The following is a 23,644-nucleotide window of genomic DNA, read 5'->3' on the forward strand; positions in this document are numbered from 1 at the left end:
GTCTTCGACGGGCGGGCACAGCCATCACACTAGCCGAAAGCCACCAGCCTGTAACGACAGGCAGACGTCCGGATCAGGGTCAGATGCCGCGCGCGCTCTCGGCCAGCGTGCCCTCGGCGCCGGGGACATCGCGGGTGACATGCCCCGGCAGGGGGAGGATTCGGGTGTGCACGGCATCGATGATGTCGTCGGGCGTGACGAAGTACTCCCACTCCAGCTCCGCGGGCGGAGCGATCCAGTTCCGGGCTCCGAGTACGGTGACGGGCGCGTCGAGGTGGTCGAAGGACTGCGTCTGCACGGTGGCAGCGACGGTGTTCAGCCAACTGCCGCGCAGGCTCGCATCGGATGCGAGCAGCAGCCGGCCGGTCTTCTCCACCGACGCGAGCAGCAGGTCGTAGTTGAACGGCACCAGGGAGCGCGCGTCGATCACCTCGACGCTCAGTCCGTTTTCGGTCTGCAGTCGTTCCGCAGCTTCCAGTGCGCGGTACAGCGTCGCGCCCACGGTCATGATCGTCAGATCGGTGCCCTCCCGCACGATGTTCGGCTCGCCGATCGGGGTGATGTGCTCGCCGGCGGGGACGCCCTCCGGATGCACGGTCTCGGGGAGGTCGTACAACCGCTGGCTCTCGAAGAACACCACGGGGTCGTTTCCGCGCAGTGCGGCGGTGAGCAGACCCTTCGCATCACGTGCCGTCGCCGGGAAGACCACCTTCAGGCCGGGCACGCCGGCGACCATGGAGCTCCAGTCCTGGGAGTGCTGCGCGCCGTACTTAGCGCCCACCGAGACCCGCAGCACCATCGGCACCGCGGCGAGCCCGCCGGACATCGGCTGCCACTTGGCCATCTGGTTGAAGATCTCGTCTCCTGCGCGCCCGATGAAGTCCGCGTACATCAGCTCGACCAGGGGCCGGCCGCCGGCAAGCGCGAAGCCGACGCCGGTGCCGACGATGGCGGCTTCGGAGATCGGCGCGTTGAACAGCCGGTGCCTGGGCAGGAACTCGGTCAGGCCGCGGTACACGCCGAAGGAGCCTCCCCAGTCACGGTTCTCCTCGCCCCAGAGCGTGATTCGGTCGTCGCGCTCCGTGGCCTCTGTGATCGCCTCGAACAGCGCGTCACGGAAGGTCACGGCGCGCGCACCGCTGAGCACCTTCCCATCCGCGATGCCGGTGCGCGACTTCTTCGCGATGGCCTGGTGGTGCGGGAGCTCAGCGAGCGGCACCGTGGTCTCGCCCGGTGGAACCGGGGCCGCGTCCTCGTCATCGATCGAGGTGTTGTTGAACGTCACTCCGGCCATGACAGCCGGGTCGGCGCGCAGACCCAGCCGTGGAGAGACCGCTGTGTCGATCGCGGCCTCGAGCACGGGTCGCAGCACGCCCTGTGCCCAGGCGAGATCGGACTCGTAGGCGGCCACGTCGGCGATGCCGCTCTCTGCCATTCGCCGGTAGTGAGTCTGGATCGGGTCGGTGGCCGTCCACAGATCCAGCTCCTCCTTGGTGCGGTACGAGGAGGCGTCACTGGGCGAATGCCCGGAGAGGCGGTAGGTCTGGCAGTCGATGAGGACCGGTCCCGCGCCGTCCTCGATGTGCCGTCGCGCGGTGCGCATGGCGTCGATCACCGCGAACGGGTCGTTGCCGTTGATCGTCTGCACGTGCATCCGCTCGGCGTTGACACCCGAGCCGATGCGTGCGAGGCGTTCGAACGACATCGTCTCGCCGATCGGCTGACCGCCCATTCCATAGAAGTTGTTGACGATGAAGAACACGACAGGCAGGCCACCGCGGTGCGCCTCGTCGAACAGGGTGCGGAACTGGGCCTGGGCGGCGAAGCCCATCGACTCCCAGACCGGTCCGGTTCCCGTGGAGGCGTCGCCGATGCTGGCGACCGCGATGCCGGGGGCGCGGCGCACCCTGTTGTACAGGGCTGCGCCGGTGGCGAGCGGGGCGGACCCGCCGACGATGGCGTTGTTCGGATAGATGCCCAGGGGCGGGAAGAAGGCGTGCATGCTGCCGCCGAGGCCGCGGTTGAATCCGGTGCGACGGCCGAAGGTCTCCGCCGTCATCCCGTACATCAGGTAGTTGATGGCCAGACGCTCGGGGTCGTCGGAGGCGAGGCGGTCGCGGACGACTTCCCAGGTCTCGCCCTCGGCCCAGCTCTCGAAGGAGCGGAACAGGTCGTCGCGGGCGCTCTGGGCGATCGCCGAGAGCCCCTTGGCGATCACCTCGCCATGGCTGCGGTGGCTGCCGAATACGCGGTCCCCGACACCGAGGGTGAACGCCTGTCCCACGGCCTGCGCCTCCTGGCCGATGGACAGGTGAGCGGGGCCGGCATGCACGTAGTCGACGCCGAGGTAGTTGGCCTCGCGCTTGATGGAGTTGAGCATCTGCTCGAACTCCCGCACGAGCACCATGTCGCGACCGATCCGCCGTACGGCATCGTCGCCGTACGAGGCGCGCTCGGCGGCGAGGTCGGAGGTGTAGACGTTGACGTCGATCGAGCCGAGCTCGAGCCTCCCGGTTGCATTGACGGTGGCTGGATCGATGAGGAGTTCTTTGGCCATGGTCTTCCTTCTGTCGCCTGCGGTCAGAACGCCGCGAGAATGTCGATGGACTCGATCGCGCGTGCGATGTCGGCGAGGGCGGCGGCTGCCGCCGGCTCCGTCGAGAGCACGGTGGTCGAAGGTGAGCGAGAGCGGCAGCAGAGCCGGGGCGTCCGCGTGACTGCGATGCGCGGCACCGACGCCGAGGATTCCGGACTGTGGCGGATTCAGCACCGGAGTGAACCAGTGGATGCCGAGGCCGCCGAGATTGGACACGGTGAAGGTGCCGCCCGACATGTCATCGGGAGTGAGGCGCCCTGCTCTGGCCTTTTCGATGGCGCCCTGAGCCCGGCCCGCGAGGTCGGCGAGGCCCAGGGTTTCGGCGTGCTCGATCACGGGGACGTAGAGCGCCTGCTCTGTGTCGACCGCGAATCCGAGGTTCACCTGCTCGAACCGGCGGATGCCGTCCCAGTCGAACCACGAGTTCAGCGCCGGGTGGCGCGGCAGAGTGCGTGCGACGGCGAACAGCAGGAGGTCGTTGACCGCGATCCGCCGGCGGCCGTCCTCCGCCGCGACCTTGAGGCGTGCGGAGTAGCGCAGCAGTGCATCCGCGTCGGCGTAGCGGGTGAGCGTGACCTGGGCGGTGTGCGCCAGGGAGGCGTGCATGCGCTGGGCGGTGACCTTGCGGGCGCCGCGCACCGGGAGGACCTCGATCGGGACGGGCTCGCCGCCGGTCGGGGAAGGCGTCGTCGCCTCGACGGCGGGTCCGGACACGACGGCCAGCTCGGCGGGGTGCGCCCGCCGCGCGTCCGCGGCGGCGACGACGTCACGGATGACGATCCGCCCGAACGGGCCGGATCCTTCGAGGGTCGTGAGATCGACGTCACGTTCAGCGGCGATGATCTTCGCGCGGGGAGACGCATAGATGCGTCCGGGGCGTGCATTGCGCGCCGGCCCGGCCGCACGCGCGGCGGGGTTGGGAGCGGATGTGGCCGACTCCGGCGTCGGGGCCGCGGAGCGCGAGCTCGCGGGGGCTTGGGGCGTCACCCCCTCGCCGGGTTCCCCGATCATCGCCAGCACGGCGTGCTCGGGGGCATCGTCGCCTTCGGCGTACCGGATCTCGAGCAGGGTGCCTGCCGCGGGAGCCTCGACCTCGACGACCGCCTTGGCCGTCTCGAGGGAGCACAGGACGTCGCCGACTCGCACGTCGTCGCCGACTGCGACATTCCAGTCGAGCACCACGGCGTCCTCACCGGCATTGCCCGTTGTGGGGACCTTGACCTCTGTCGCCATCATTTTCCGCTCATTCGTGAAGTATGCTCTCATGTGAGCGATGCGAGCGTACACGAAGCTCCGCACGAATACCAGGGACGCCGGGCGCGAGGGTTGCACTCGCAGGGTCGACCCGCGGACAACGGCAGCGGGGCGTCGGCTAGACGGCCAGGAGCTGCCTGGCTGTGACAGCGTCGACCACCAGTGTCGACACGAGTCCGCTGCGCAGCGCCGCCTGCACCGCGGCCGTCTTGGCCACGCCGGCCGCGACGGCGATCGTCTGCGGGATGGCGCGCAGTTCTTCGATGCTTGCGCCGACGACACGAGCCGACAGCGACGAGTCGAGCGGCCGGCCATCGGTGTCGAGGATCACTCCGCAGATGTCGGCGCAGGCGCCGGAGGCGAGCAGGGCGTCCCGTTCCGCCGCGGTGATCTCGTCGATGATCGCGGTGCGCGGTGGCTGCCACGCGCCCACTCCCACCACGGCGAGGGACAGGCTGCCGAATCGCGAGACTGTGTCCTGCAGGCTCGCCTCCGCGCGCAGTGTCGCAGCCATCTGCGCGGAACCGACCAGGAACGGGGCGTTCAGCGCGTGTGCGGCGCCACCCGTGATCGAGGCGAACCGGCGCACCAGCTCTGCGCCGCCGACGGTTCCCTGCCCAACTCGGATGCCGCCGACGAGCTGCACGGCATCGGCGCCTGTTCGCATGCTCATCGCGCTCACGGTCTCGGTCAGGGTACGCCCCCAGGAGAGGCCGACCACGTCGTCCTGATCGAGGATGTCGTCGAGGTGGTGTGCGGCCGCCTGAGCCACGATCGCCGTCGCGTCCTCATCGGCGCCCAGTGTCGTCACGGGGAGGCAGCGGCGGATGCCCCAGCGTGCGGCAACCAGCTCGCCGAGTTCGACATCGATCTCCGAAGGCATGTCGATCGAGATGTGCACCATGCCGGCCTCGCGCGCATCGTCGAGAAGACGTGCCACCTTGAACCGGGTGATGCCCAGCTCATCGGCGATCTCGCTCTTCTGCTTGCCCATGATGTAGAAGCGCCTGGCGACGACGGCCGCCTCGAGTCCGGCGACGTTTCTCGGCCTGCCGCGTTCTGCCATGATCGCTCCTCGCCATGCGGCTCGGTGCACGACTGAGCGCGATTCTATCGACCGCGCTCGATGCGCCGAGTGGAAGACACAATTATATGCTCATATGAGCCTTCTATTGCATTGTGAGCGAATTCTCCTGAAGATGATCCGAAACGGACCACGAGGGTTCGGCATTCGAAGAGGAGTGCGCATGGCAGACGTGTGGCTGGGGCTGGACCTGGGCACGTCGAGTGTGAAGTGCATCGCCCTGGATGCCGGTGGCGACGTAGTCGCGGCCGCCCAGCAGCGCTACCGCATCGACCGGCCCCGCCCCGGCTGGGCGGAGCAGGATCCGCAGGCCTGGTGGCTGGCGGTGGTCGGCGTCATCGCCGACGTGCGCTCACAGCTCGGCGGATCCCGCGCGGTCCGAGCGATCGGCCTGGCCGGTCAGATGCACGGAGTCGTGCTCGTCGACTCCGCGCACAGCCCGGTGCGCCCGGCGATCATCTGGTCGGATGCCAGGGCCGTCACCGAGGTCGAGCGCTGGCGACGCTCGCCGGGCGACGATGTCGTGGAACGGCTCACGGGCTTCCGCAGCGCCAGTGGGATGGCCGCGCTGAGCCTCGCCTGGCTGCGCGCTGAGGAGCCGGCGGCGCTCGGCCGCGCTCGCCACGCGATGCAGCCGAAGGACTTCGTGAGGCTGCGGCTCACCGGTGATGCGGCGCTCGATCCCACCGACGCCGGAGCCTCGCTGCTGTTCGACCTCGACTCAGGTGCACCGGCCGTCCCGCTGCTGGAGGCCGCGGACATCGACGACACCCTGCTTCCGCCGGTGCTGCCCACGCTCTCCGCCGCAGGAAGCCTGACCGTCGCCGCGGCTGAGGACCTCGGACTGCCAGTCGGCATCCCGATCGCCACCGGCGGGGAGACCAGGCGATGACCGCGCTCGCACTGGGTCTGGACACTCCTGGCAGCGCGGCGATCACGCTGAGTTCAGGAGGGACTGTGCTCGTGCCGCTCCTGCCCGGATCATCCGTGCCGTCCGGCCACCATCGGCTGGCGGCGTCGGAACCGCGCAGTCAGCTGGGAATGGGCGTGGTGCTCGCAGCCGGAATGGCGACGGACTGGCTGGCCGGGGTGCTCGGCGCTCAGCCGTCGGAACTCCTGCTCGCCGCAGCGGACGCGCGTATGGGGCCGGGGCTCATCGCGCTCGCCGATCTCGGCGGCACCCGCACTCCGGTGGTCGAGAGCAGGCCTCAGGGGGCGTTCGCAGGACTGGGCTTCCAGCACGGCAGGGAGCACATGATGCGGGCGATGGTCGAGAGCGTCGCGATTTCGCTGACCGACGCGCTCGTCGCGCTCGAATCCGCGGCCGGCACAAGAGCCGGGCGATTGGTGCTCTCCGGAGGCGGCACCCGATTCGCGGTCTGGCGCCAGGCCGTGGCCGACGCCTCGGGACGCACCGTGGTCCGCAGCGCGGATCTGGAGCATCCGGCACTCGGCGCTGCGCTCGCCGCAGCCCGCGCGGAGGGCACCGCGATCGCGTTCGACGCGAATGCGCGCGTGGACGGTGTCATCGAGCCCGAGAGTGACGCCGTCGCCCGGCTCGCCGAGGTGCGAGCTCGGCGCGAAGCCCTCGTCGACGCGGCGCTACCACGCACAGAGGAAGATCACGACCAGAGGAGGAGGTCCGCATGAACGGGACCGACAGTGCCGTCCTGCGCGCCGAAGGCGTCGCCAAACACTACGGCCACGTGCAGGCGCTCCGCGGTGTCGACTTGGAGATCAGGGCGGGAGAGGTCGTCGGACTCGTCGGAGACAACGGCGCAGGCAAGTCCACGCTGGTGGGGGTGCTCTCCGGAGCGATCTCCCCGACGGAGGGACGGATGGAGTTCGGGGGCGCCGAGGTCTCGTTCAACAACCCGGCGCACGCGCGCAGCCTCGGCATCGAGACCGTCTACCAAGACCTCGCGCTCGCGCTCGAGATACCCATCTGGGCGAACCTCTTCCTCGGGCGCGAGAAGCGCAAGCGCGGCATCTGGGGGATGTTCGGCGGGCTCGACCGCCGGGCAATGATCGCCGAGGCCGAGCAGGAGCTGCTGGCTACGCGGATCCGGATCGGATCGGTGAAGGCTCGCACCAGTGCTCTCTCGGGCGGGCAGCGCCAAGCCATCGCCGTCGCTCGTGCCGTCTCGCAGGGATCGCGGCTGGTCCTGATGGACGAGCCGACCGCGGCACTGGGCGTCGAGCAGCAGCACAGAGTGGGGGAACTGGTGCGTTCCGTGGCGGAGCGTGGCGTGCCCGTCATGCTCATCAGCCACAACCTGCCGCAGGTGCGGGAACTCTGCGATCGGGTACTCGTGATGTACCGGGGGCGCATCGTCGCCGACCTCGACCCCCGCGTGGAGAGCGTCGAGACCATCATCAGCTGGATCACAGGAGCAGCCGTGGAGGACCGGGCATGATCGGCAGCCGGACGCAGGGCGGTACGCCGCTGCAGGAGACGACGACGATCGACGCGCCGCTGGACGCGCCGGCGCCCCGCACAGTGCCGCAGCACATCATGCGGTTCTTCGGCAGAGGGGACGGCGATGTCGCACGCGTCGTGATCCTGCTGCTGCTCGTGGCCGTTATCGGCATCGTCGCACCGAACTTCCTGACCAAGGCGAGCTGGCTCGCGCTCTCGCAGACCGCGACGGTCGTTGCCATGCTCGCCATCGGGCAGACATTCGTGATCATCACCGGCGGCATCGATCTCTCCGTGGGCGCGGTGATGGCCTGCTCCGCGGTGATCGGCGCAGTGTTCATGCGCGACATGTTTGCCGCAGGCATGCCAGACACTGCGGCGATCCTGATCGGGCTGGTGGTGATGCTCGTCGCAGGCAGCGTTGCGGGCCTCCTCAACGGACTGGTGATCACGCTCTTCAAGATCACCCCGTTCATCGTCACCCTCGGCATGCTCAGCGTCGCCACGGGGACGATGAACCTGATCACGGGCGGCATCGAGGTGGTCGGGCTGCCGCCGGCTCTCGGCACGATCGGAAACACCCCGCTGGGAGGCTGGATCACCGTACCCGTGCTCGTGACCGCAGCAGCCGCCGTCATCGCCGCGCTCGTGCTGTCCCGCACACGCTTCGGCATGCGGTCGTACGCGATTGGCAGCAACTCCGGAGCCGCGCGCCGTGCAGGCATCAGCGTCAACGGGCACCTGATCCGCATCTATGTGCTGTCCGGTCTGCTCGCGGGTCTCGCCGGCTTCCTGCTCACCAGCCGATTCGTGAACGCCAACCCGATGGCGGCGCAGGGCATGGAACTGCTCTCCATCGCGGCCGCTGTCATCGGCGGTGCCAGCCTGATGGGCGGGCGCGGATCGATCGTCGGCACTCTCGTCGGAGCTCTGATCATGTCGGCGCTGCAGATCGGCCTCATCATCGCCGGGGTGCAGTCGTTCTGGCAGTCGATCGCGATCGGCATCATCACCGTTGCTGCCGTTCTGGGGGACCAGCTCCGAATCAAGTACTCCGGCGAACGGGCCTGACCGCCATTCGTCTCACCATGGAGCGACGTCGCTCCGCGAGGAAGGAATGAACCCATGCATGTACACCGCAAGACGTGGAGGACGACGATCGCCGTCCTCTCCATCGCCACGTTGGCAGCCCTTGCGGGCTGTTCGGCTGGCGACGCCTCCGATGGCTCAGGAGGCTCCGCATCAGATCCCGGCAAGGAGTACCGCATCGCCCTGGTCCCCGGGATGACCACCCACTCCGCCTACCAGACGATGTACTGCGGAGCGAAGGAGGCAGGGAAGGAGCTCGGCGTCACCGTCGACTTCCAGGGCGCCAACGCGTGGGACCCCGCGCAGCAGCTCCCCGTCGTGCAGTCGATGCTGGCGACTTCGCCCGATGCTCTGCTGCTCGTTCCGGCCGACTCGTCGGCGCTGCGACCGGCGGTCGATCAGTACCTGGCCTCGGACATCCCCGTCATCACAGTGGATACCGGACTGGAGAACTCTGACGGGCTCACCGCGGTGATCTCGTCCGACAACGTGCAGGGTGGTGCCGCCGCGGGTGAGGCGCTCGGCGAGGCGATCGGCGGCAAGGGCACCGTCGCGATCATCTCGGGCGTGCCCGGTGCGACCACGGATGTCGACCGGGTGAAGGGACTCACCCAAGTGCTGGCGGAGAAGTATCCCGATGTGAAGGTGCTCGAACCCGAGTACTCCCGCTCCGTCGTCGCCACAGCCGAGAGTCAGGTACAGGCCTTGATGCTCGCGCACCCCGATCTCGCGGGTGTCTTCGGCGTGAACGGCAACTCAGCGACCGGCGCAGCCAACGCTGTCGTCAATGCCGGCCGCAAGGGCGAGATCGTCGTTGCCGGCTACGACGCCGAGCCGGGTACGGTCGAGCAGCTGCGGGCGGGCAACATCACGATCCTCGTCGTGCAGGACTTCGTGCAGGAGGGCAAGCTCGCGGTCGAGTACGCCTATGCGGCGCTGACCGGGGACGAGAAGAAGATCGAGACGCCGAAGGTGCTGGAGAACATCATCGCCACCACCGAGAACGCTGAGGATCCCGACATCTCCAAGTACTTCTACATCGAGAAGTGCGGCTGACCCCAACTGTTCGTCCGACGGCCGGCCCCGACATCGGGCCGGCCGTCGGCGCGTGCGGGGCGATCGGGCGGTCAGGCCTCAGCCGCCTGGCGCAGCCAGCGCTCCACGCCGGCGATGTGCGCGGTGGCCAGCGACGTCGCCAGCGCCGAGTCGTGCTGGGCGATCGCGTCGGCGATCGCGCGATGCTCGGAGAGCGTGCGGTCGACCGCGTTCTGCTCGGTGAGACCGCGCCAGATCCGGGCCCGCACGGTCTGGCTGCTCAGGCTCTCGATGAGGCTCGCCAAGTAGTCGTTGCCGGTCAGCCGGACGATCTCCCGGTGGAAGCGGATGTCGTGAGCGACGAGGTCGTCGAGCGAGACCGTGTCGGGATCGACGGAGGCGACCTCGTCCTGCAGCCCGGCGGCCTCGTCCGCCGAGGCGTTGCCGGCGGCGAGACCCGTCGCCTGCGACTCCAGCATCCGTCGGACCGCGAACAGCTCGAGCAGCGAGTCGTCGTCGTGCAGATCGACGACGAACGTGATCGCCTCGAGCAGCAGGTGCGGCTCGAGGCTCGTGACATAGGTGCCGTCGCCGCGGCGCACATCGAGCACGCGGATGACCTCGAGGGCCTTGACCGCCTCGCGCATGGAGTTGCGGGAGAGGCCGAGCCGCTCGGAGAGCTCCTTCTCCGGCGGCAGCCGATCGCCGGGGCCGAGCTCGCCGGAGACGATCATCGCCTTGATCTTCTCGATCGCCTCATCAGTGACTGCCATGGCGACATCCTTGCACAGTGATCGGATGTCTGCGGCAGGCCTTCGTGTCGGGTGCGGCAGGATGGGGGCATGCGCGTCGTCGACTCCCATCTGCACCTCTGGGACCCCGAGGTCCTCACCTACACGTGGCTGGAAGGAGACCTCGACACCGCCTATGCCGCGGAACAGCTCCTTGACGACCAGATCGAGGACGTCGACGAGCAGGTCGCGATCTTCGTGCAGTCCGATCCCGTCGAGAGGCAGGCGATCGACGAGGTGCGCTGGGTGGACTCGATCGCCCTCGAGGCCGGCGTCGTCGCGATCGTCGCCGGCGCCCGGCTGGACCGCGGACGCAGGACCGTGAAGCACCTCGATGCCCTGGCCGCCTTCGAGCGTGTCGTCGGGGTGCGGCACCTGCTGCAGGGCGAGAAGGACGGGTTCGCCCGGTCCGCCGACTTCATCGAGGGCGCCCGCGCCGTGGCATCCCGGGGATGGACCTTCGACGCCTGCGTGCGCGACCGCCAGATCCCCGACGTGACGGCGCTCGCCGAGGCCGTGCCGGATCTGCGCATCGTGCTCGACCACCTCGGGAAGCCTGCCGTCGGAACCGATGACGCGCCACTGCGCCCGAGCGCCGAATGGCGCCGTGACATCGCCGACCTCGCGCGCCATCCGCAGGTGTACGTCAAGCTCTCCGGTCTGCCCGCTGAGGCCGGCGGGCACTGGGATGAGGACCAGCTGGAGCCCTTCCTGGACGTCGTGGCCGGCGCCTTCGGCGAGGACCGGCTGATGTGGGGGAGCGACTGGCCGGTGTCGGCTGTGCACGCCGCCACGGACGGTGGCGAGGACTTCTTCATGGAAGGCCTGCGGGACGACTGGTGCCACACGGTCGCCGACTGGGCCGCGGACCGGGGCTTCGACAGCGACAAGGTGCTCTGGGCCAACGCGCTGGCGTTCTACGGCATCCGCTGACCGGCGCCGCGCGGTAGCGTGCTGATCATGCCCGCATCGTCGAACGTCGTCCTCATCTGCGTCGATCAGTGGCGGGGCGACTGTCTCTCCGCGGCCGGGCATCCGATCGTGCGCACGCCGTACCTCGATGCGCTCGCCGCGCGAGGTGTGCGGTTCTCGAACGCGTACTCGGCGACGCCGACCTGCGTGCCGGCACGGATGGCGCTGCTGACTGGGCTGTCGCAGGAGCATCACCGCCGGGTCGGATACGTCGACGGAGTCGACTTCGACATCGCCGAGACACTGCCGCGATCACTCGCCGCCGGCGGCTACCAGACCCAGGCCATCGGCAAGATGCACTACTCGCCGGAGCGGGTGCGGATCGGATTCGACGATGTCATCCTGCACGACGGCTATCTGCATCACTCCCGGCGACGCGAGAGGGATGCCCGGTTCTACGACGACTACCTGACCTGGCTGCGCGCGCAGGCGGGCTCGTCGGCCGTCGACGACTATCTGGAGAACGGGATCAACTGCAACTCCGTCGTCGCCCGGCCATGGGACAAGCCCGAGCGGCTGCATCCGACGAACTGGGTCGTGACCGAGGCGGAGAACTGGCTGTACCGTCGTGACCCCACCAGGCCGTTCTTCCTGTACCTGTCGTTCCACCGGCCGCACGCGCCCTACGATCCGCCCGCGTGGGCGTTCGAGCAGTACCTGGATGCTCCCGCGGTCGAGCCTCCCGTCGGTGACTGGGCAGGCGAGTTCGACCACCTGCGCAACGACGCCCTGCCCGACGCGAACGTCGCGCAATACGACGCGCGCACCGCGCACCGGGCGCGCGCCGGGTACTACGGCCACATCAGCCACATCGACGCGCAGATCAACCGGTTCCTCGAGATCCTCGCCGAGTTCGGCGTCGCCGACGACACCTACATCCTGTTCACCTCCGACCACGGCGACATGCTTGGCGACCACCACCTGTGGCGCAAGGGGTATCCGTATGAGGGGTCTGCGCGCGTGCCGATGATCCTCGCCGGGCCCACGATCGATGCGCAGCAGGTCAGCGACGAGATCGTCGAGCTGCGCGATGTGATGCCGACCCTGCTGGCCTGTGCGGGGGTTCCGGTGCCGGAGGATGTCGACGGGCGCGATCTCGGTTCCGCGGTCGCGCGGAGAGACGCGGCGCCATGGACCGGACAGCCGGCACCGGCCGGTGAACGGCCTGCGGCTGTGCCTTCCGCGGTACTGCCGGACGACGAGCCGCACCTACACGGCGAGCACATCGCTCTCGGGCACTCGATGCAGTGGATCCGCACGGGCCGCTGGAAGTACGTCTGGCTGTCCGCAAGCGGCGCCGAGCAGCTGTTCGACCTGGTCGCCGATCCGCACGAGCGGCACGATCTGTCGGCGGATCCTGTTGCGGCATCCGCTCTGCAGGCGTGCCGCGCGCGGCTGATCGCCGACCTGCGCGGCCGTCCCGAGGGGTTCGTCGAAGGCGACGCGCTGGTGCCGGGCCGCCCGGTGCAGCCGGTGCTCGCCCGGCCGCACGAGCGCGTCGCCTGACCGGCGCCTGCGGCGCCTGCGGCGCGGCGGCCGTCAGCGCGCGTCGCTCAGGTCGCAGTTCATCCCGTTGTCGGGCGCGCGTCCGCGCTCTGGTCGCAGTTTGTCCCGTTTCTCGGCGTACAGAGCGTGACGAAGTGCGATCCGGATGCCGGGGGCGCCGTTTCCGGGTCGAAGCGCGACCTGAGTTCGGGGGCGCTCGGCTGGGGTGCGGGGAAGGGCCGTCCGTCGTCCCGGTGGCAGTTGGTCCCGCTTCCCGGCGCGCGTCTACGTTCGGGTCGCAGTTCGTCCAGCTTTCCGGCGTTCAGAGCGTGACGAAGTGCGACCGGGATGCCGGAGCGATCAGCGCCGCAGAGCGTGACGAATGCGGGCGAGGACATTCTCGGTGCGGGACGCGCTGGTGACTTCGATCACGATCCAGCCTGCGGCGCGAAGCGCGGCGATCCGCTCCACATCCGCCGCGTACCGTCCGCTGTGCAGTGCGCCGTGGTACTCGATCGCGATCTTCCGGTCGGGGTAGGCGAGATCGACGCATCCGAGGAACCGACCATGATCGTCGTAGACGTCCTGGTTGAGCAGCGGCTCGGGCAGGCCGGCGAAGACGATGTCCAAGCGGAGTCGTGATTCCCGAGGCGACCAGGAGTCCTCGCGAACGAGTTCGACCGCTTCGCGCAGTCGGCGGACGTGCCCCCATCGCCCAGCCGACACGGTGGCGCGCAGATCATCGATGGTCGTGAAAGGCGCTCGCCCGACTTCCTTCCTGCCATAGCCCGGCCGCCGGACGCGGCACAGGAAGTCGCCGAGCGCGACCAGGTCGAATATGCTCCAGGTGCCGAGTTGGGCCCACATCGTGGGCGATGTGGCGATCGCGACGCCGTCCATGACAGCGGCCTGCGCGAACCTCGGGTCCGCGCGATGGCCGCGGACGCCGGCCGCCCGTACGAGCGCGCCGTCACCGAAGGTGCTCACGTGGACGGGCAGCGCCCGGCCTTCTGCGGGTTCCTCCTTCCCCTCGTCGACGACCCAGACGAGGGGAAGTGGGCCGCCGCGCATCGCGACCGCGCTCTCGTGGCTGACGAACTGGCCAGCACTAAGACGGGGAACGTACTCCCATGCGCGGATGCGCCGCTCGGCAGCCTGCCGTGCGTAGGGGTCGAGGGCGTGGTGGTTCGTCTCTACGGGCTTCGCGCGGACGCCCCGGAACGGGATCGCGACGTCGCGGCGATGCAGGCGGCCACGGTTCACTCCTGCTGCGGCGGCATCCTGCACCGTGAATCGCGATCCGAGCGACGCGGGGAGGGGCTGTGGGGTTCGCATCGCCCCACGTTGGCACTGGTGGCTGGCGGGACGGCGCCATCCACAGTGCGATCTCAAGGAGACGGGTTGTGGAGGACGAGTCAAAACGATCCTGATCGATCTCGTCACCGGCATCCGCCGCCCCCTCGGGTCGCAGTCCGTCCCGCTATGCGGCCGGCGGAGCGTGACGAAGTGCGACCTGAGCCTTCGGGAAGCCGCGATTCCGTGATGAACTGCGACCGGAACGGTGGGGGCAGGTCGACACAGTCCGCGGCCGACACCGGCGCGCTCCGGGCGCGATTGGTCACGTTGTGGGTGATCGGTGCGGGCCCAAGTGGCAGGTCGTCCCGGTATCGGGCCGCCAAAGTGTGACGAAGTGCGACCTGGGCGGCGGGGTGGTGGCCATTCCGGGACGAACTGCGACCGGGACGCCGAAGGCCGCCCGGCGCGATGCGCGGGCGGCCTTCAGGTCAGGCACGGGTCACTCCGGGCGCAGGCGCAGCTGCGCCATGCCTCCGTCCACTTCGATGAAAGTGCCGGTCGTCGAACCGGATGCCGGCGACACCAGGTACAGCACGGCACCGGCGACCTCGTCGGGCGAGACCAGGCGGCCGTGCGGCTGCCGGGCGTTCAGCGCGGCGCGCTCGGCGGCGGGGTCATCCGCCGAGTCGAGCAGCCGGCCCACCCACGGGGTGTCGGCGGTGCCGGGGTTGACCGCGTTCACGCGGATGCCCTCACGCAGGTGGTCGGCGGCCATCGCGCGGGTCAGAGCCGAGACGGCGCCCTTCGACGCGGAGTACAGCGCGCGCTGCGGCAGGCCCGTGGTCGAGGCGATGGATGCCGTGTTGCAGACCGCCGCCGAGGGCGACTTCCGCAGCCACGGCAGCGCGGCCGCGGTCACCCGGGCGATGCCGGTGACGTTGATCGACAGCACGCGGGCCCACTCGTCGTCGTCGTTCGCGGTCACGTCGCCCTGCGCGCCGATGCCGGCGTTGTTGATGACGATGTCGATCCGGCCGAACTTCTCCGCGGCGGCCGCGACGGCGGCATCCACCGAGGTGCGATCCGAGACATCAGCGGTGAACGCGGCGAACCGGGGGTCGGCGCCCGAGATGTCGCGGTCGAGGACGGCGATCTGCGCGCCCTCGTCGTGCAGCTTCGCGGCGATGGCCGCGCCGATTCCGGATGCTCCGCCGGTGACGATCGCCACCAGCCCCTGTACCTGTCCGTGCTGGTGCGTTTCGTCTCTGCGTTTCGACTCGCCTTCGGCTCGCTCAACGACCGCCGCTCGCTCAACGACCGGGTTGCCGGCGCTCATTTCTGTGCCTCCCATGCGACGAACTCCTGACGCTGACGACCGAGACCCTCGATCTCGACCTCGACCACGTCGCCCGCCTTCAGATACGGGAACTTGCCGCCGAACGCGACGCCCTGCGGTGTGCCGGTGAGGATGAGGTCGCCCGGCTCGAGCGTGACGTACTGCGACAGGTGGTGCACGATCGTGGGGACGTCGAAGATCATGTCGTTCGTGTTCGAGTCCTGCCGTGCCTCGCCGTTCACCCAGCTGCGCAGCTGCAGGTTCTCTGCGTCGACCTCGTCGGGCGTGACCAGCCAGGGGCCGGTCGGGTTGAAGCCGAACGCGATCTTGCCCTTCGACCATTGGCCGCCGGACACCTCCATCTGGAACGCGCGCTCCGAGACGTCGTTCGCGACGACGTAGCCGGCGATGTGCGCGGCCGCCTCGTCAGGGGAATCGAGGTACGCGGCGCGGGTGCCGATCACGATGCCGAGCTCGACCTCCCAGTCGGTCTTCTCGCTGCCGCGCGGGATGGTCACCGTGTCATCGGGGCCGACCACGGTGTTCGGGGTCTTGAGGAACATGATCGGCACGGTCGGCGGTTCGGATCCCGATTCGCGGGCGTGCGCGGCGTAGTTCTGGCCGATGCAGATCACCGCGCTGGGGCGGGCGATCGGCGATCCGATCCGCAGCGATGCGGCATCAGGGATCTCCGTCAGCGAACCGGCGTCCAGCGCGGCCCGGGTGCGGCCCACGGGGTCGTCGGCGAGAAAGTCACCGTTCACATCGGATGTCACAGCGCTCAGGTCGAACGTGTGCTCGCCGTCGATGACGACGGGTGTCTCGTTCCCCGGCTCTCCAAGTCGCGCGAACTTCATGGTTCTCCTCTTCCTCGTCTGCACAGCGATGCGCTCGTTGACAGTATAGACATCGGATGTTTACACTCCAAGTGTTCCGGGATGCATGACGCCCGAGCAGAAGGAGCGCCGTGAGCAGCATTGTCGCGCTGGAGACCAGCGACATCAGATTCCCCACATCCCTGAGCCTGGATGGCTCGGATGCCATGAATCCCGACCCCGATTACTCGGCGGCGTACGTCATCGTCAGGACGGATGCCGGCGATGCCGGACACGCCTTCGTCTTCACGATCGGCCGCGGCAACGACGTGCAGGTGGCGGCGATCGACGCGCTCGCCGGGCACCTGGTCGGCCGTGAGATCGAGCCGCTGCTGGATGACATGGGCGGCACGTTCCGCGAGATCATCGGCGACTCGCAGCTGCGCTGGCTCGGTCCCGAGAAGGGCGTCATGCACATGGCGATCGGCGCCGTGATCAACGCCCTGTGGGACATAAAGGCCAAGCGCGCCGGCCTGCCGCTGTGGCAGCTGCTCAGCCGGATGACGCCGGAGGAGCTCGTCGACCTCGTCGACTTCCGCTACCTCACCAACGCGCTCACCCGCGAGGACGCGCTCGAGATCCTGCGGGGCGCCCAGCAGGGCCGCGAGGAGCGCGAGCAGCAGCTGCTCGCCACCGGCTACCCCGGCTACACCACGAGCCCCGGCTGGCTGGGCTACTCCGACGAGAAGCTCGAGCGGCTCGCCCGCGAGGCTCTGGCCGACGGGTTCACCCAGATCAAGCTCAAGGTCGGCGCAGACCTGCAGGACGACATCCGTCGGTTCCGCAAGGCGCGCGAGGTCGTCGGGCCGGACTTCCCGATCGCGATCGACGCGAACCAGCGCTGGGAGGTCTCCGAGGCCATCGAGTGGGTGAACGCGCTCGCCGAGTTCCACCCCGCGTGGATCGAGGAGCCCACCAGCCCCGACGACGTACTCGGCCACGCCGAGATCGCCCGCGGCGTCGCACCGATCCGGGTGGCCACCGGCGAGCACGCGCAGAACCGGATGATCTTCAAACAGCTGCTGCAGGCGCAGGCCATCGAGGTCATGCAGATCGACGCCGTGCGCGTCGCCGGCGTGAACGAGAACATCGCCAACCTGCTGCTGGCCGCCAAGTTCGGCGTGCCGGTGTGTCCGCACGCCGGCGGGGTGGGTCTGTGCGAGGCCGTGCAGCACCTCTCGATGTTCGACTTCGTCGCCGTCAGCGGCACCCGTGAGGGGCGGATGATCGAGTTCGTCGACCACCTGCACGAGCACTTCGTGGTGCCGACCGACATCCAGGGCGGCTCGTACATGGCTCCTGTCGCACCGGGCAACGGCATGGAGATGAAGGCGGCCAGCATCGACGAGTACACCTGGAAGGGCCAGCATGCTGTCTGAGTTCCCGCGCCTCGGGTACGGCGCCGCGAACGTCGGCAACCTGTTCCGCGCGCTCACCGACGATGAGGCGTGGGACGTCCTCGAGGCGGCGTGGGATGCCGGCATCCGCTACTTCGACACCGCGCCGCACTACGGACTCGGCCTGTCCGAGCGGCGTCTGGGCGCGTTCCTGCAGACGAAGCCGCGTGACGAGTTCGTGCTGTCGACGAAGGCCGGGCGACTGCTGCGACCGAACCCGTCGCCGTCCGGTCTCGACACCGCGAACGACTTCCACGTGCCGGACGACCTGCAGCGGGTGTGGGACTTCTCGGAGTCCGGCATCCGCGCCAGCCTCGCCGAGTCGCGCGAACGACTCGGCATCGAGAAGATCGACCTGCTCTACCTGCACGATCCCGAGCGCAACGACCTCGGCCTGGCGCTCGAGAGCGCATTCCCCGCTCTCGAGGCGCTGCGTGCCGAGCATCAGGTGGGTGCCGTCGGCGTCGGCTCCATGGTCTCGGACGCGCTCGCCCGCTCGGTGCGCGAGGCCGACCTCGATCTGATCATGGTCGCCGGACGGTACACGCTGCTCGAGCAGCCGGCGGCCGCCGAGGTGCTGCCGGCCTGCGCGGAGACCGGGACCGGCATCGTCGCGGCATCCGTGTTCAACTCCGGCCTGCTCGCGCAGAGCGAGCCGCGCCGCGACGGACGCTACGAGTACGGTCAGCTGCCCGATGAGCTCTGGGACCGGCTGGTGCGGATCGCGGCGGTCTGCCGGGCGCACGACGTGCCGCTGCCCGCCGCGGCGATCCAGTACCCGCTCCAGGCGGGCGTGGTGCGCTCCGTCGTCGTCGGCGGCAGCCGCCCGGCTCAGCTCGCGCAGAACGCCGAGTACGCTGCCCTCGAGGTTCCCGCGGACCTGTGGGCCGAGCTGGCTGAGGAAGGACTGACGGATGCTTGAGGGAATCAACCCGCTGCTCACCGGTGAGCTGCTGCTGCACCTCGACCGGATGGGGCACTCCGATTCGGTGGTCGTCGCCGACGCGCACTTCCCCGCCTGGGCTCTCGGGGAGCGCGTGATCGACCTGCCGGGAACCGCCACGCCCGAGGTCGTCGCGGCCATTCGGTCGGTGCTTCCGCTGGACGACGCACCCGGCATCGACCTCATGGAGTCGGCGGACGCCACCGTGCTGGAGGTGCAGCGCGAACTGATGGCCGCCGCCGGCACAGACGAGGCGACCACCCGTTTCGTGGAGCGCTTCGCGTACTACGAGGTGGCCAAGAGCGCCTACCTGATGGTGCGCACGGGCGAGACCCGTAAGTACGGCAACGCGCTGCTGCGCAAGGGCGTCGTCGGGCACCCGTCGGCGTGAGCGTGATGACGGGCCGAGGCTAGTGCAGATCGATGGTCCGCACTGCGTGCAGCCCGTCGCGGATGAAGCGGTTCGCGTGGGCGGCGAGGTCGTCGGAGTCCTGCCACAGGTTCCGCCAGATGCCCAGTGTGTTGCTGAGCTCGGCGCTGACGACGGCCGACGAGAACGACTCGAAGACCACGGGCCCGTCGTAGCCGACGTCGTGCAGCGCACGGAAGAACGAGCCGAAATCGACCGAGCCGGTGCCGAGATATCCACGGTGGCTCTCACCGATGTGCACGTAGCCGAGCCTCCCGGCGGCGGCGACGTCGTGCACCGGCTGGAACAGATCCGACTCCTCGATGTTCATGTGGTAGGTGTCCAGATGCACCGACACGTCGTCGCGGTCGATGCCGCGGACGAACTCCAGGGCACCGCGTCCGGTGTTGAAGACGTTGGACTCGTAGCGGTTCACGACCTCGAGCGAGAGACGGATGCCGCCGGCCGCGGCCTTCTCCGCGAGGCGGGCGATCGCGGCGCGGCTGTTCGCGACGCCCGCCGCGGTCGCCGGGATCATGTACTTGCGCATCGCCGAGTAGATCACGCCGCAGAGCACGTCGCCGCCCATCGCGGAGACGTGGTCCAGGCATCGTTCCAGCAGTTCTTCGCCTGCCGCGACGGTCGCCGGGTCCTCGCTGGTGAGATCGGTGCTCTCGGTGAGCCCGAGCGATGCCGTGACGGCGAGGCCGTTGTCCTGCAGCATCCGCTTCGCGAGCGCCGAGTCGAATGCCGCGACATCCATCAGCGGGATCTCGATCAGATCGAATCCGGCGGCCTTCGTCCCCTCGATGGAACGTCGCAGACCGGCCTCGTCGAAGGTGCCGCTGAAGACAAGGGCGTGCGCGCCGATGAGCATGATCCGCCTTCCTGCGCGCGTCCGTCGCGCGCATCCGTGATGAAGATGTTATTACAGGTCTTCCGGTTCGCGTGATCGTTAGATACATTTAGGTACAACTTGCGCAACCTGGTCGCGCACAGCACAATTGATCCGATGTTTGAAATGGATGCCGCGTAGGCGGCATCCGACCAGCCTTCAAGGGAGCAGGTGAGGAATGAGCGATCCCATCCTTCGGGTCGAGGGCATCAGCAAGGGCTTCCCCGGAGTCCAGGCGCTCAAGGACGTGCATCTCGAGGTGCGCGCCGGCGAGGTGCTCGTGCTCGTGGGCGAGAACGGCGCCGGCAAATCGACCCTGATGAAGATCCTCTCCGGGATCTACACGCGCGATGAGGGCGAGATCTTCTTCGAGGGTGAGCCGGTCGAGCTGACCAGCCCCCTGCAGGCGCAGCAGCTCGGCATCACGATCATCCATCAGGAGCTGAACATGATGCCCGACCTCACGGTCGCGCAGAACATCTACATCGGGCGGGAGCCGCGCCGTGGCCCCTTCGTCTCCGAGCGCGACCTGAACCGGCAGACGGCCGAACTGCTGAAAAACCTCGACATCCGTCTGGACCCGCGCGAGAAGGTCGGTGAGCTGACGGTCGCCGAGCAGCAGATGGTCGAGATCGCCAAGGCGCTCTCGTTCAACGCCAAGGTGCTCATCATGGACGAGCCCACGTCCGCGCTGACCGACACCGAGGTCGAGGTGCTGTTCACGCTGATCGACCAGCTGCGGGCACGCGGGACCGGCGTCGTCTACATCTCGCACCGGATGGACGAGCTGCGCAGGCTCGCCGATCGCGTCAGTGTGCTGCGCGACGGCGCATACATCGGATCGCTGGAGAAGGACGAGATCAGCATCCCCACCGTCATCGAGATGATGGTCGGCCGGGCCATCGATGAGGGCGCCCGGCCCGAGCCACGCGACTTCGGTGACGCCCCCGTCGTCCTCGACGTGCAGGGGCTGTCCACCAAGGCGCTGCTGAAGGATGTCTCCTTCCAGCTGCACAAGGGCGAGATCCTCGGCTTCGCGGGGCTCATGGGCGCCGGCCGCACCGAGACGGCGCGTGCTGTGATCGGCGCCGACCCCCGCGACGGCGGCACGATCTCGGTGGTGGGCCGCGAGACCCGCATCCGCCAGCCGGAGGATGCCGTGAAGCGCGGCATCGGGTACCTGTCGGAGGACCGCAAGATGCTCGGCCTCATGCTCGAGCAGGACGTCACGTTCAACACGGTGCTGGCCTCGCTGTCGTCCTACGCCAACGGCATCGGGTGGATGGGCGACCGCACGGCCAAGGACAAGACCAAGGAGTACGTGCAGCAGCTGCGCGTGAAGACCCCCTCGGTGAACCAGGTGGTCAAGCTGCTCTCGGGCGGCAACCAGCAGAAGGTCGTCATCGCCCGGTGGCTGATGCGCGACTGCGACATCCTCATCTTCGACGAGCCCACCCGAGGCATCGACATCGGGGCGAAGGACGAGATCTACCGCCTCATGCAGCAGCTCGCGGACGCGGGCAAGTCCATCATCGTCATCTCGTCGGAGCTGCCGGAGCTGCTCCGGATCGCGAACCGCATCACGGTCTTCGCGAATGGAGAGGTCACCGGAGAGCTCCGCAACGAGGAAGCCACGCAGGAGAAGATCATGCATCTCGCAGCACACGGAGAGGACAACTGATGAGCAACTCGACCACGACCGTCGTGCAGACCGCGGTGAACGAGAACACTCAGAAGGGGCGCATCACGGCGGCCCTGAGGAACTCGGTTCAGCAGTCACTGGCGCTCGGCACACTCGTCGTGCTGTTCGTGTTCTTCTCGATCTTCGGATCGAACTTCACGTCGAGCTCGAACATCGAGAACATCCTGATGTCCACCGTGCTCGTCGGCGTTCTGGCGCTGGGCACCACGTTCGTGATCGTCACCGGCGGCATCGACCTGTCGCTGGGGTTCGGCATGACGCTGTGCTCGGTGATGATGGGCACGGTCATCACCGCATGGGGTCTGCCGGTGTGGATGGGCGTCCTCGGCGCCCTGATCACGGGTGCGCTGATCGGGCTCATCAACGGCCTGAACATCACGTTCCTGCGGCTGCCCCCGTTCATCGCCACCCTGGCGATGATGATGATCGCCCAGGGCCTGGCGCTGGTGATCTCGCAGGTGAAGCCGATCACGTTCGTCCCGGAGGTGCGCAAGCAGGTCACCGGGATCGTGCAGTTCGACCCGATTCTCGCGTGGACCGACGGCTACTTCGCGGGCCTGCCGTCGGGCGTGCTGATCTTCATCGTGCTCGCCGTGTTCGCCTACCTGGTGCTGAACAAGACGATCCTCGGCCGCTACACCTTCGCGATCGGCTCGAACGAGGAGGCGACGCGCCTGTCGGGCGTGAACACCCGCCGCTGGACGATCGTCGTGTACGTCTTCGCCGGGGTGTTCATCGGCATCGCCGGTGTGCTCCTGACCGCCCGGCTCGGGTCCGCACAGCCCACGGCCGGCGCCGGTTACGAACTGCAGGCGATCGCCGCGGTGATCATCGGCGGCACGTCACTGCTCGGCGGACGCGGTTCGATCGTCGGCACCGTGATCGGTGCGTTCATCATGAGCATCCTGATCAACGGCCTGCGCAGCATGTCGATCCAGACCGAGTGGCAGTACATCCTGACCGGCCTGGTCATCCTGATCGCCGTGTTCTTCGACTCGCTGCGCAACCGCAACAAGTCCTGAGACCTTCCACCCGAAAACCACCAAGAGAGAACGACGGAGTTTCACATGAAGTATGGAAAGAAGTTCGCAGTCGCTGCGGTCGCCACGCTGGCCGTGCTGTCGCTGGCCGGCTGCTCGACCGGCAAGGGCGACACGCCCGCCGCCGACGGCGGCGACGGCGACACCAAGGACATGAGCATCGAGCTGGTCTCGAAGGGGTTCCAGCACCAGTTCTGGCAGGCCGTGAAGAAGGGCGCCGAGGAGCAGGGCAAGGAGCTGGGCGTGAAGATCCACTTCGACGGTCCCGGCTCCGAGACCGAGATCGAGAAGCAGCTGCAGATGCTGCAGTCGGCGATCGACGCCAAGCCGGATGCGATCGCCTACGCGGCGCTCGATCCTGAGGCGTGCATCCCGCTGATGGATTCCGCGGACTCCGCCGGCATCCCGGTCGCGTACTTCGACGCCCCCTGCAACAGCGAGGTCGGCAAGACCCTCGCCGCGACCGACAGCAAGGTCGCCGGCGCGCTGGCTGCCGAGCACATGGCCGAGCTGATCGGCGGCAAGGGCGACGTCGCCATCGTCGCGCACTCGCAGATCAACTCGACCGGTGTCGAGCGTCGTGACGGCTTCGTCGACAAGATCAAGGCCGACTACCCCGACATCAAGATCGTCGACATCCAGTACGGCGACGGCGACCACCTGAAATCCGCCGACATCACCAAGTCGATGCTGAACGCGCACCCCGACCTGAAGGGCATCTACGCCACCAACGAGGGATCCGCGGTCGGCGTCGCGAACGCGCTGTCCGAGCTCGGCAAGACCAGCAAGGACATCACGGCGATCGGCTTCGACTCCGGTGCGGCCCAGGTCGACGCGATCAAGTCCGGCGTCCTCGCCGGCGCGATCACGCAGGACCCGATCGGCATCGGCAAGACCGTCGTGCAGGCCGCCTACGACCTGGCCAACGGCAAGTCGGTGGAGGAGTTCTACGACACCGGCTCCTACTGGTACGACTCGACCAACCTCGATGACCCGAAGATCGCTGCGGTCCTCTACGAGTGACCT

At 68.5% G+C, this 23,644-nt stretch carries 20 protein-coding genes; 13 read left to right on the top strand and 7 right to left on the bottom strand.

Going from position 1 to position 23,644, the window contains the following annotated elements; all coding sequences use genetic code 11:
• Nucleotides 1–79: 79 nt before the first annotated feature.
• Complete coding sequence (locus L2X99_RS16590) at nucleotides 80–3,832, bottom strand: 2-oxo acid dehydrogenase subunit E2 (protein ID WP_236135419.1); 3,753 nt, start codon at nucleotides 3,830–3,832, stop codon at nucleotides 80–82.
• A 136-nt stretch (nucleotides 3,833–3,968) separates the two neighbouring features.
• Nucleotides 3,969–4,916, bottom strand: a complete 948-nt coding sequence (locus tag L2X99_RS16595) for a sugar-binding transcriptional regulator (protein WP_236135420.1) — start codon at nucleotides 4,914–4,916, stop codon at nucleotides 3,969–3,971.
• Between the two features lie 181 nt (nucleotides 4,917–5,097).
• Between L2X99_RS16595 and L2X99_RS16600 the strand changes: the two genes are divergently transcribed.
• Genes L2X99_RS16600 through L2X99_RS16620 form a run of 5 tightly spaced genes read left to right on the top strand, consistent with a single transcriptional unit; the run spans nucleotide 5,098 to nucleotide 9,498 of the window.
• Complete coding sequence (locus L2X99_RS16600; protein ID WP_236135421.1) at nucleotides 5,098–5,826, top strand: FGGY family carbohydrate kinase; 729 nt, start codon at nucleotides 5,098–5,100, stop codon at nucleotides 5,824–5,826.
• On the top strand, nucleotides 5,823–6,584 hold the full coding sequence (locus tag L2X99_RS16605) for an FGGY-family carbohydrate kinase (RefSeq protein WP_236135422.1): 762 nt from the start codon (nucleotides 5,823–5,825) through the stop codon (nucleotides 6,582–6,584). The genes L2X99_RS16600 and L2X99_RS16605 overlap by 4 nt, the downstream gene beginning before the upstream one ends.
• Nucleotides 6,581–7,351: an ATP-binding cassette domain-containing protein gene (locus L2X99_RS16610; RefSeq protein ID WP_236135423.1), complete on the top strand. Its 771-nt coding sequence runs from the start codon at nucleotides 6,581–6,583 to the stop codon at nucleotides 7,349–7,351. Before L2X99_RS16605 ends, L2X99_RS16610 begins: the two co-directional genes overlap by 4 nt.
• Entirely contained in the window at nucleotides 7,348–8,424 is a 1,077-nt protein-coding gene (locus tag L2X99_RS16615; protein WP_236125784.1) for an ABC transporter permease, read from the top strand. The genes L2X99_RS16610 and L2X99_RS16615 overlap by 4 nt, the downstream gene beginning before the upstream one ends.
• Before the next feature lie 54 nt (nucleotides 8,425–8,478).
• Complete coding sequence (locus L2X99_RS16620; RefSeq protein ID WP_236125783.1) at nucleotides 8,479–9,498, top strand: ABC transporter substrate-binding protein; 1,020 nt, start codon at nucleotides 8,479–8,481, stop codon at nucleotides 9,496–9,498.
• Nucleotides 9,499–9,569: 71 nt separating this feature from the next.
• On the opposite strand, the gene L2X99_RS16625 is transcribed toward L2X99_RS16620, so the two are convergent.
• Complete coding sequence (locus L2X99_RS16625) at nucleotides 9,570–10,250, bottom strand: FadR/GntR family transcriptional regulator (protein ID WP_236125782.1); 681 nt, start codon at nucleotides 10,248–10,250, stop codon at nucleotides 9,570–9,572.
• A gap of 69 nt (nucleotides 10,251–10,319) precedes the next feature.
• Between L2X99_RS16625 and L2X99_RS16630 the strand changes: the two genes are divergently transcribed.
• Both L2X99_RS16630 and L2X99_RS16635 read left to right on the top strand, forming a co-directional pair.
• The gene (locus tag L2X99_RS16630) at nucleotides 10,320–11,201 is read left to right on the top strand and encodes an amidohydrolase family protein (RefSeq protein ID WP_236125781.1); all 882 of its coding nucleotides are present in this window, start codon (nucleotides 10,320–10,322) and stop codon (nucleotides 11,199–11,201) included.
• Nucleotides 11,202–11,228: 27 nt separating this feature from the next.
• The gene (locus L2X99_RS16635; protein ID WP_236135424.1) at nucleotides 11,229–12,746 is read left to right on the top strand and encodes an arylsulfatase; all 1,518 of its coding nucleotides are present in this window, start codon (nucleotides 11,229–11,231) and stop codon (nucleotides 12,744–12,746) included.
• Between the two features lie 339 nt (nucleotides 12,747–13,085).
• On the opposite strand, the gene L2X99_RS16640 is transcribed toward L2X99_RS16635, so the two are convergent.
• The 3 genes from L2X99_RS16640 to L2X99_RS16650 all read right to left on the bottom strand — a co-directional run bounded on the left by L2X99_RS16640 (nucleotide 13,086) and on the right by L2X99_RS16650 (nucleotide 16,214).
• Nucleotides 13,086–14,060 carry a hypothetical protein gene (locus L2X99_RS16640; RefSeq protein ID WP_236125779.1) on the bottom strand — a complete coding sequence of 325 codons (975 nt, stop codon included), beginning with the start codon at nucleotides 14,058–14,060 and terminating at the stop codon, nucleotides 13,086–13,088.
• Between the two features lie 460 nt (nucleotides 14,061–14,520).
• Entirely contained in the window at nucleotides 14,521–15,372 is an 852-nt protein-coding gene (locus tag L2X99_RS16645) for an SDR family NAD(P)-dependent oxidoreductase (RefSeq protein ID WP_236135425.1), read from the bottom strand.
• The gene (locus L2X99_RS16650; RefSeq protein ID WP_236125777.1) at nucleotides 15,354–16,214 is read right to left on the bottom strand and encodes a fumarylacetoacetate hydrolase family protein; all 861 of its coding nucleotides are present in this window, start codon (nucleotides 16,212–16,214) and stop codon (nucleotides 15,354–15,356) included. Before L2X99_RS16650 ends, L2X99_RS16645 begins: the two co-directional genes overlap by 19 nt.
• A gap of 110 nt (nucleotides 16,215–16,324) precedes the next feature.
• Between L2X99_RS16650 and L2X99_RS16655 the strand changes: the two genes are divergently transcribed.
• From L2X99_RS16655 to L2X99_RS16665, 3 genes are read left to right on the top strand one after another with little or no spacing between them, the layout of a single operon-like run.
• A complete protein-coding gene (locus tag L2X99_RS16655) occupies nucleotides 16,325–17,611 on the top strand; it encodes an L-fuconate dehydratase (protein WP_236125776.1) in 1,287 nt (428 codons plus the stop codon).
• Complete coding sequence (locus L2X99_RS16660; RefSeq protein WP_236125775.1) at nucleotides 17,601–18,551, top strand: aldo/keto reductase; 951 nt, start codon at nucleotides 17,601–17,603, stop codon at nucleotides 18,549–18,551. Before L2X99_RS16655 ends, L2X99_RS16660 begins: the two co-directional genes overlap by 11 nt.
• Nucleotides 18,544–18,963, top strand: coding sequence for an RbsD/FucU family protein (locus L2X99_RS16665; protein WP_236125774.1), 420 nt, complete (start codon nucleotides 18,544–18,546; stop codon nucleotides 18,961–18,963). Before L2X99_RS16660 ends, L2X99_RS16665 begins: the two co-directional genes overlap by 8 nt.
• A gap of 19 nt (nucleotides 18,964–18,982) precedes the next feature.
• Here L2X99_RS16665 and L2X99_RS16670 read toward each other — a convergent pair whose 3' ends face one another.
• Entirely contained in the window at nucleotides 18,983–19,858 is an 876-nt protein-coding gene (locus tag L2X99_RS16670; RefSeq protein ID WP_236135426.1) for a sugar phosphate isomerase/epimerase family protein, read from the bottom strand.
• Nucleotides 19,859–20,054: 196 nt separating this feature from the next.
• On the opposite strand from L2X99_RS16670, the gene L2X99_RS16675 reads away from it, so the two are divergent.
• The 3 genes from L2X99_RS16675 to L2X99_RS16685 are packed head-to-tail and all read left to right on the top strand — an operon-like array spanning nucleotide 20,055 to nucleotide 23,641.
• Complete coding sequence (locus tag L2X99_RS16675) at nucleotides 20,055–21,557, top strand: sugar ABC transporter ATP-binding protein (RefSeq protein ID WP_236125772.1); 1,503 nt, start codon at nucleotides 20,055–20,057, stop codon at nucleotides 21,555–21,557.
• A complete protein-coding gene (locus L2X99_RS16680) occupies nucleotides 21,557–22,600 on the top strand; it encodes an ABC transporter permease (RefSeq protein ID WP_236125771.1) in 1,044 nt (347 codons plus the stop codon). Before L2X99_RS16675 ends, L2X99_RS16680 begins: the two co-directional genes overlap by 1 nt.
• A 45-nt stretch (nucleotides 22,601–22,645) precedes the next feature.
• A complete protein-coding gene (locus L2X99_RS16685; RefSeq protein ID WP_236125770.1) occupies nucleotides 22,646–23,641 on the top strand; it encodes an ABC transporter substrate-binding protein in 996 nt (331 codons plus the stop codon).
• Nucleotides 23,642–23,644: the final 3 nt, after the last annotated feature.

The organism is Microbacterium sp. KUDC0406, assembly GCF_021582875.1.
Lineage (GTDB): Bacteria > Actinomycetota > Actinomycetes > Actinomycetales > Microbacteriaceae > Microbacterium.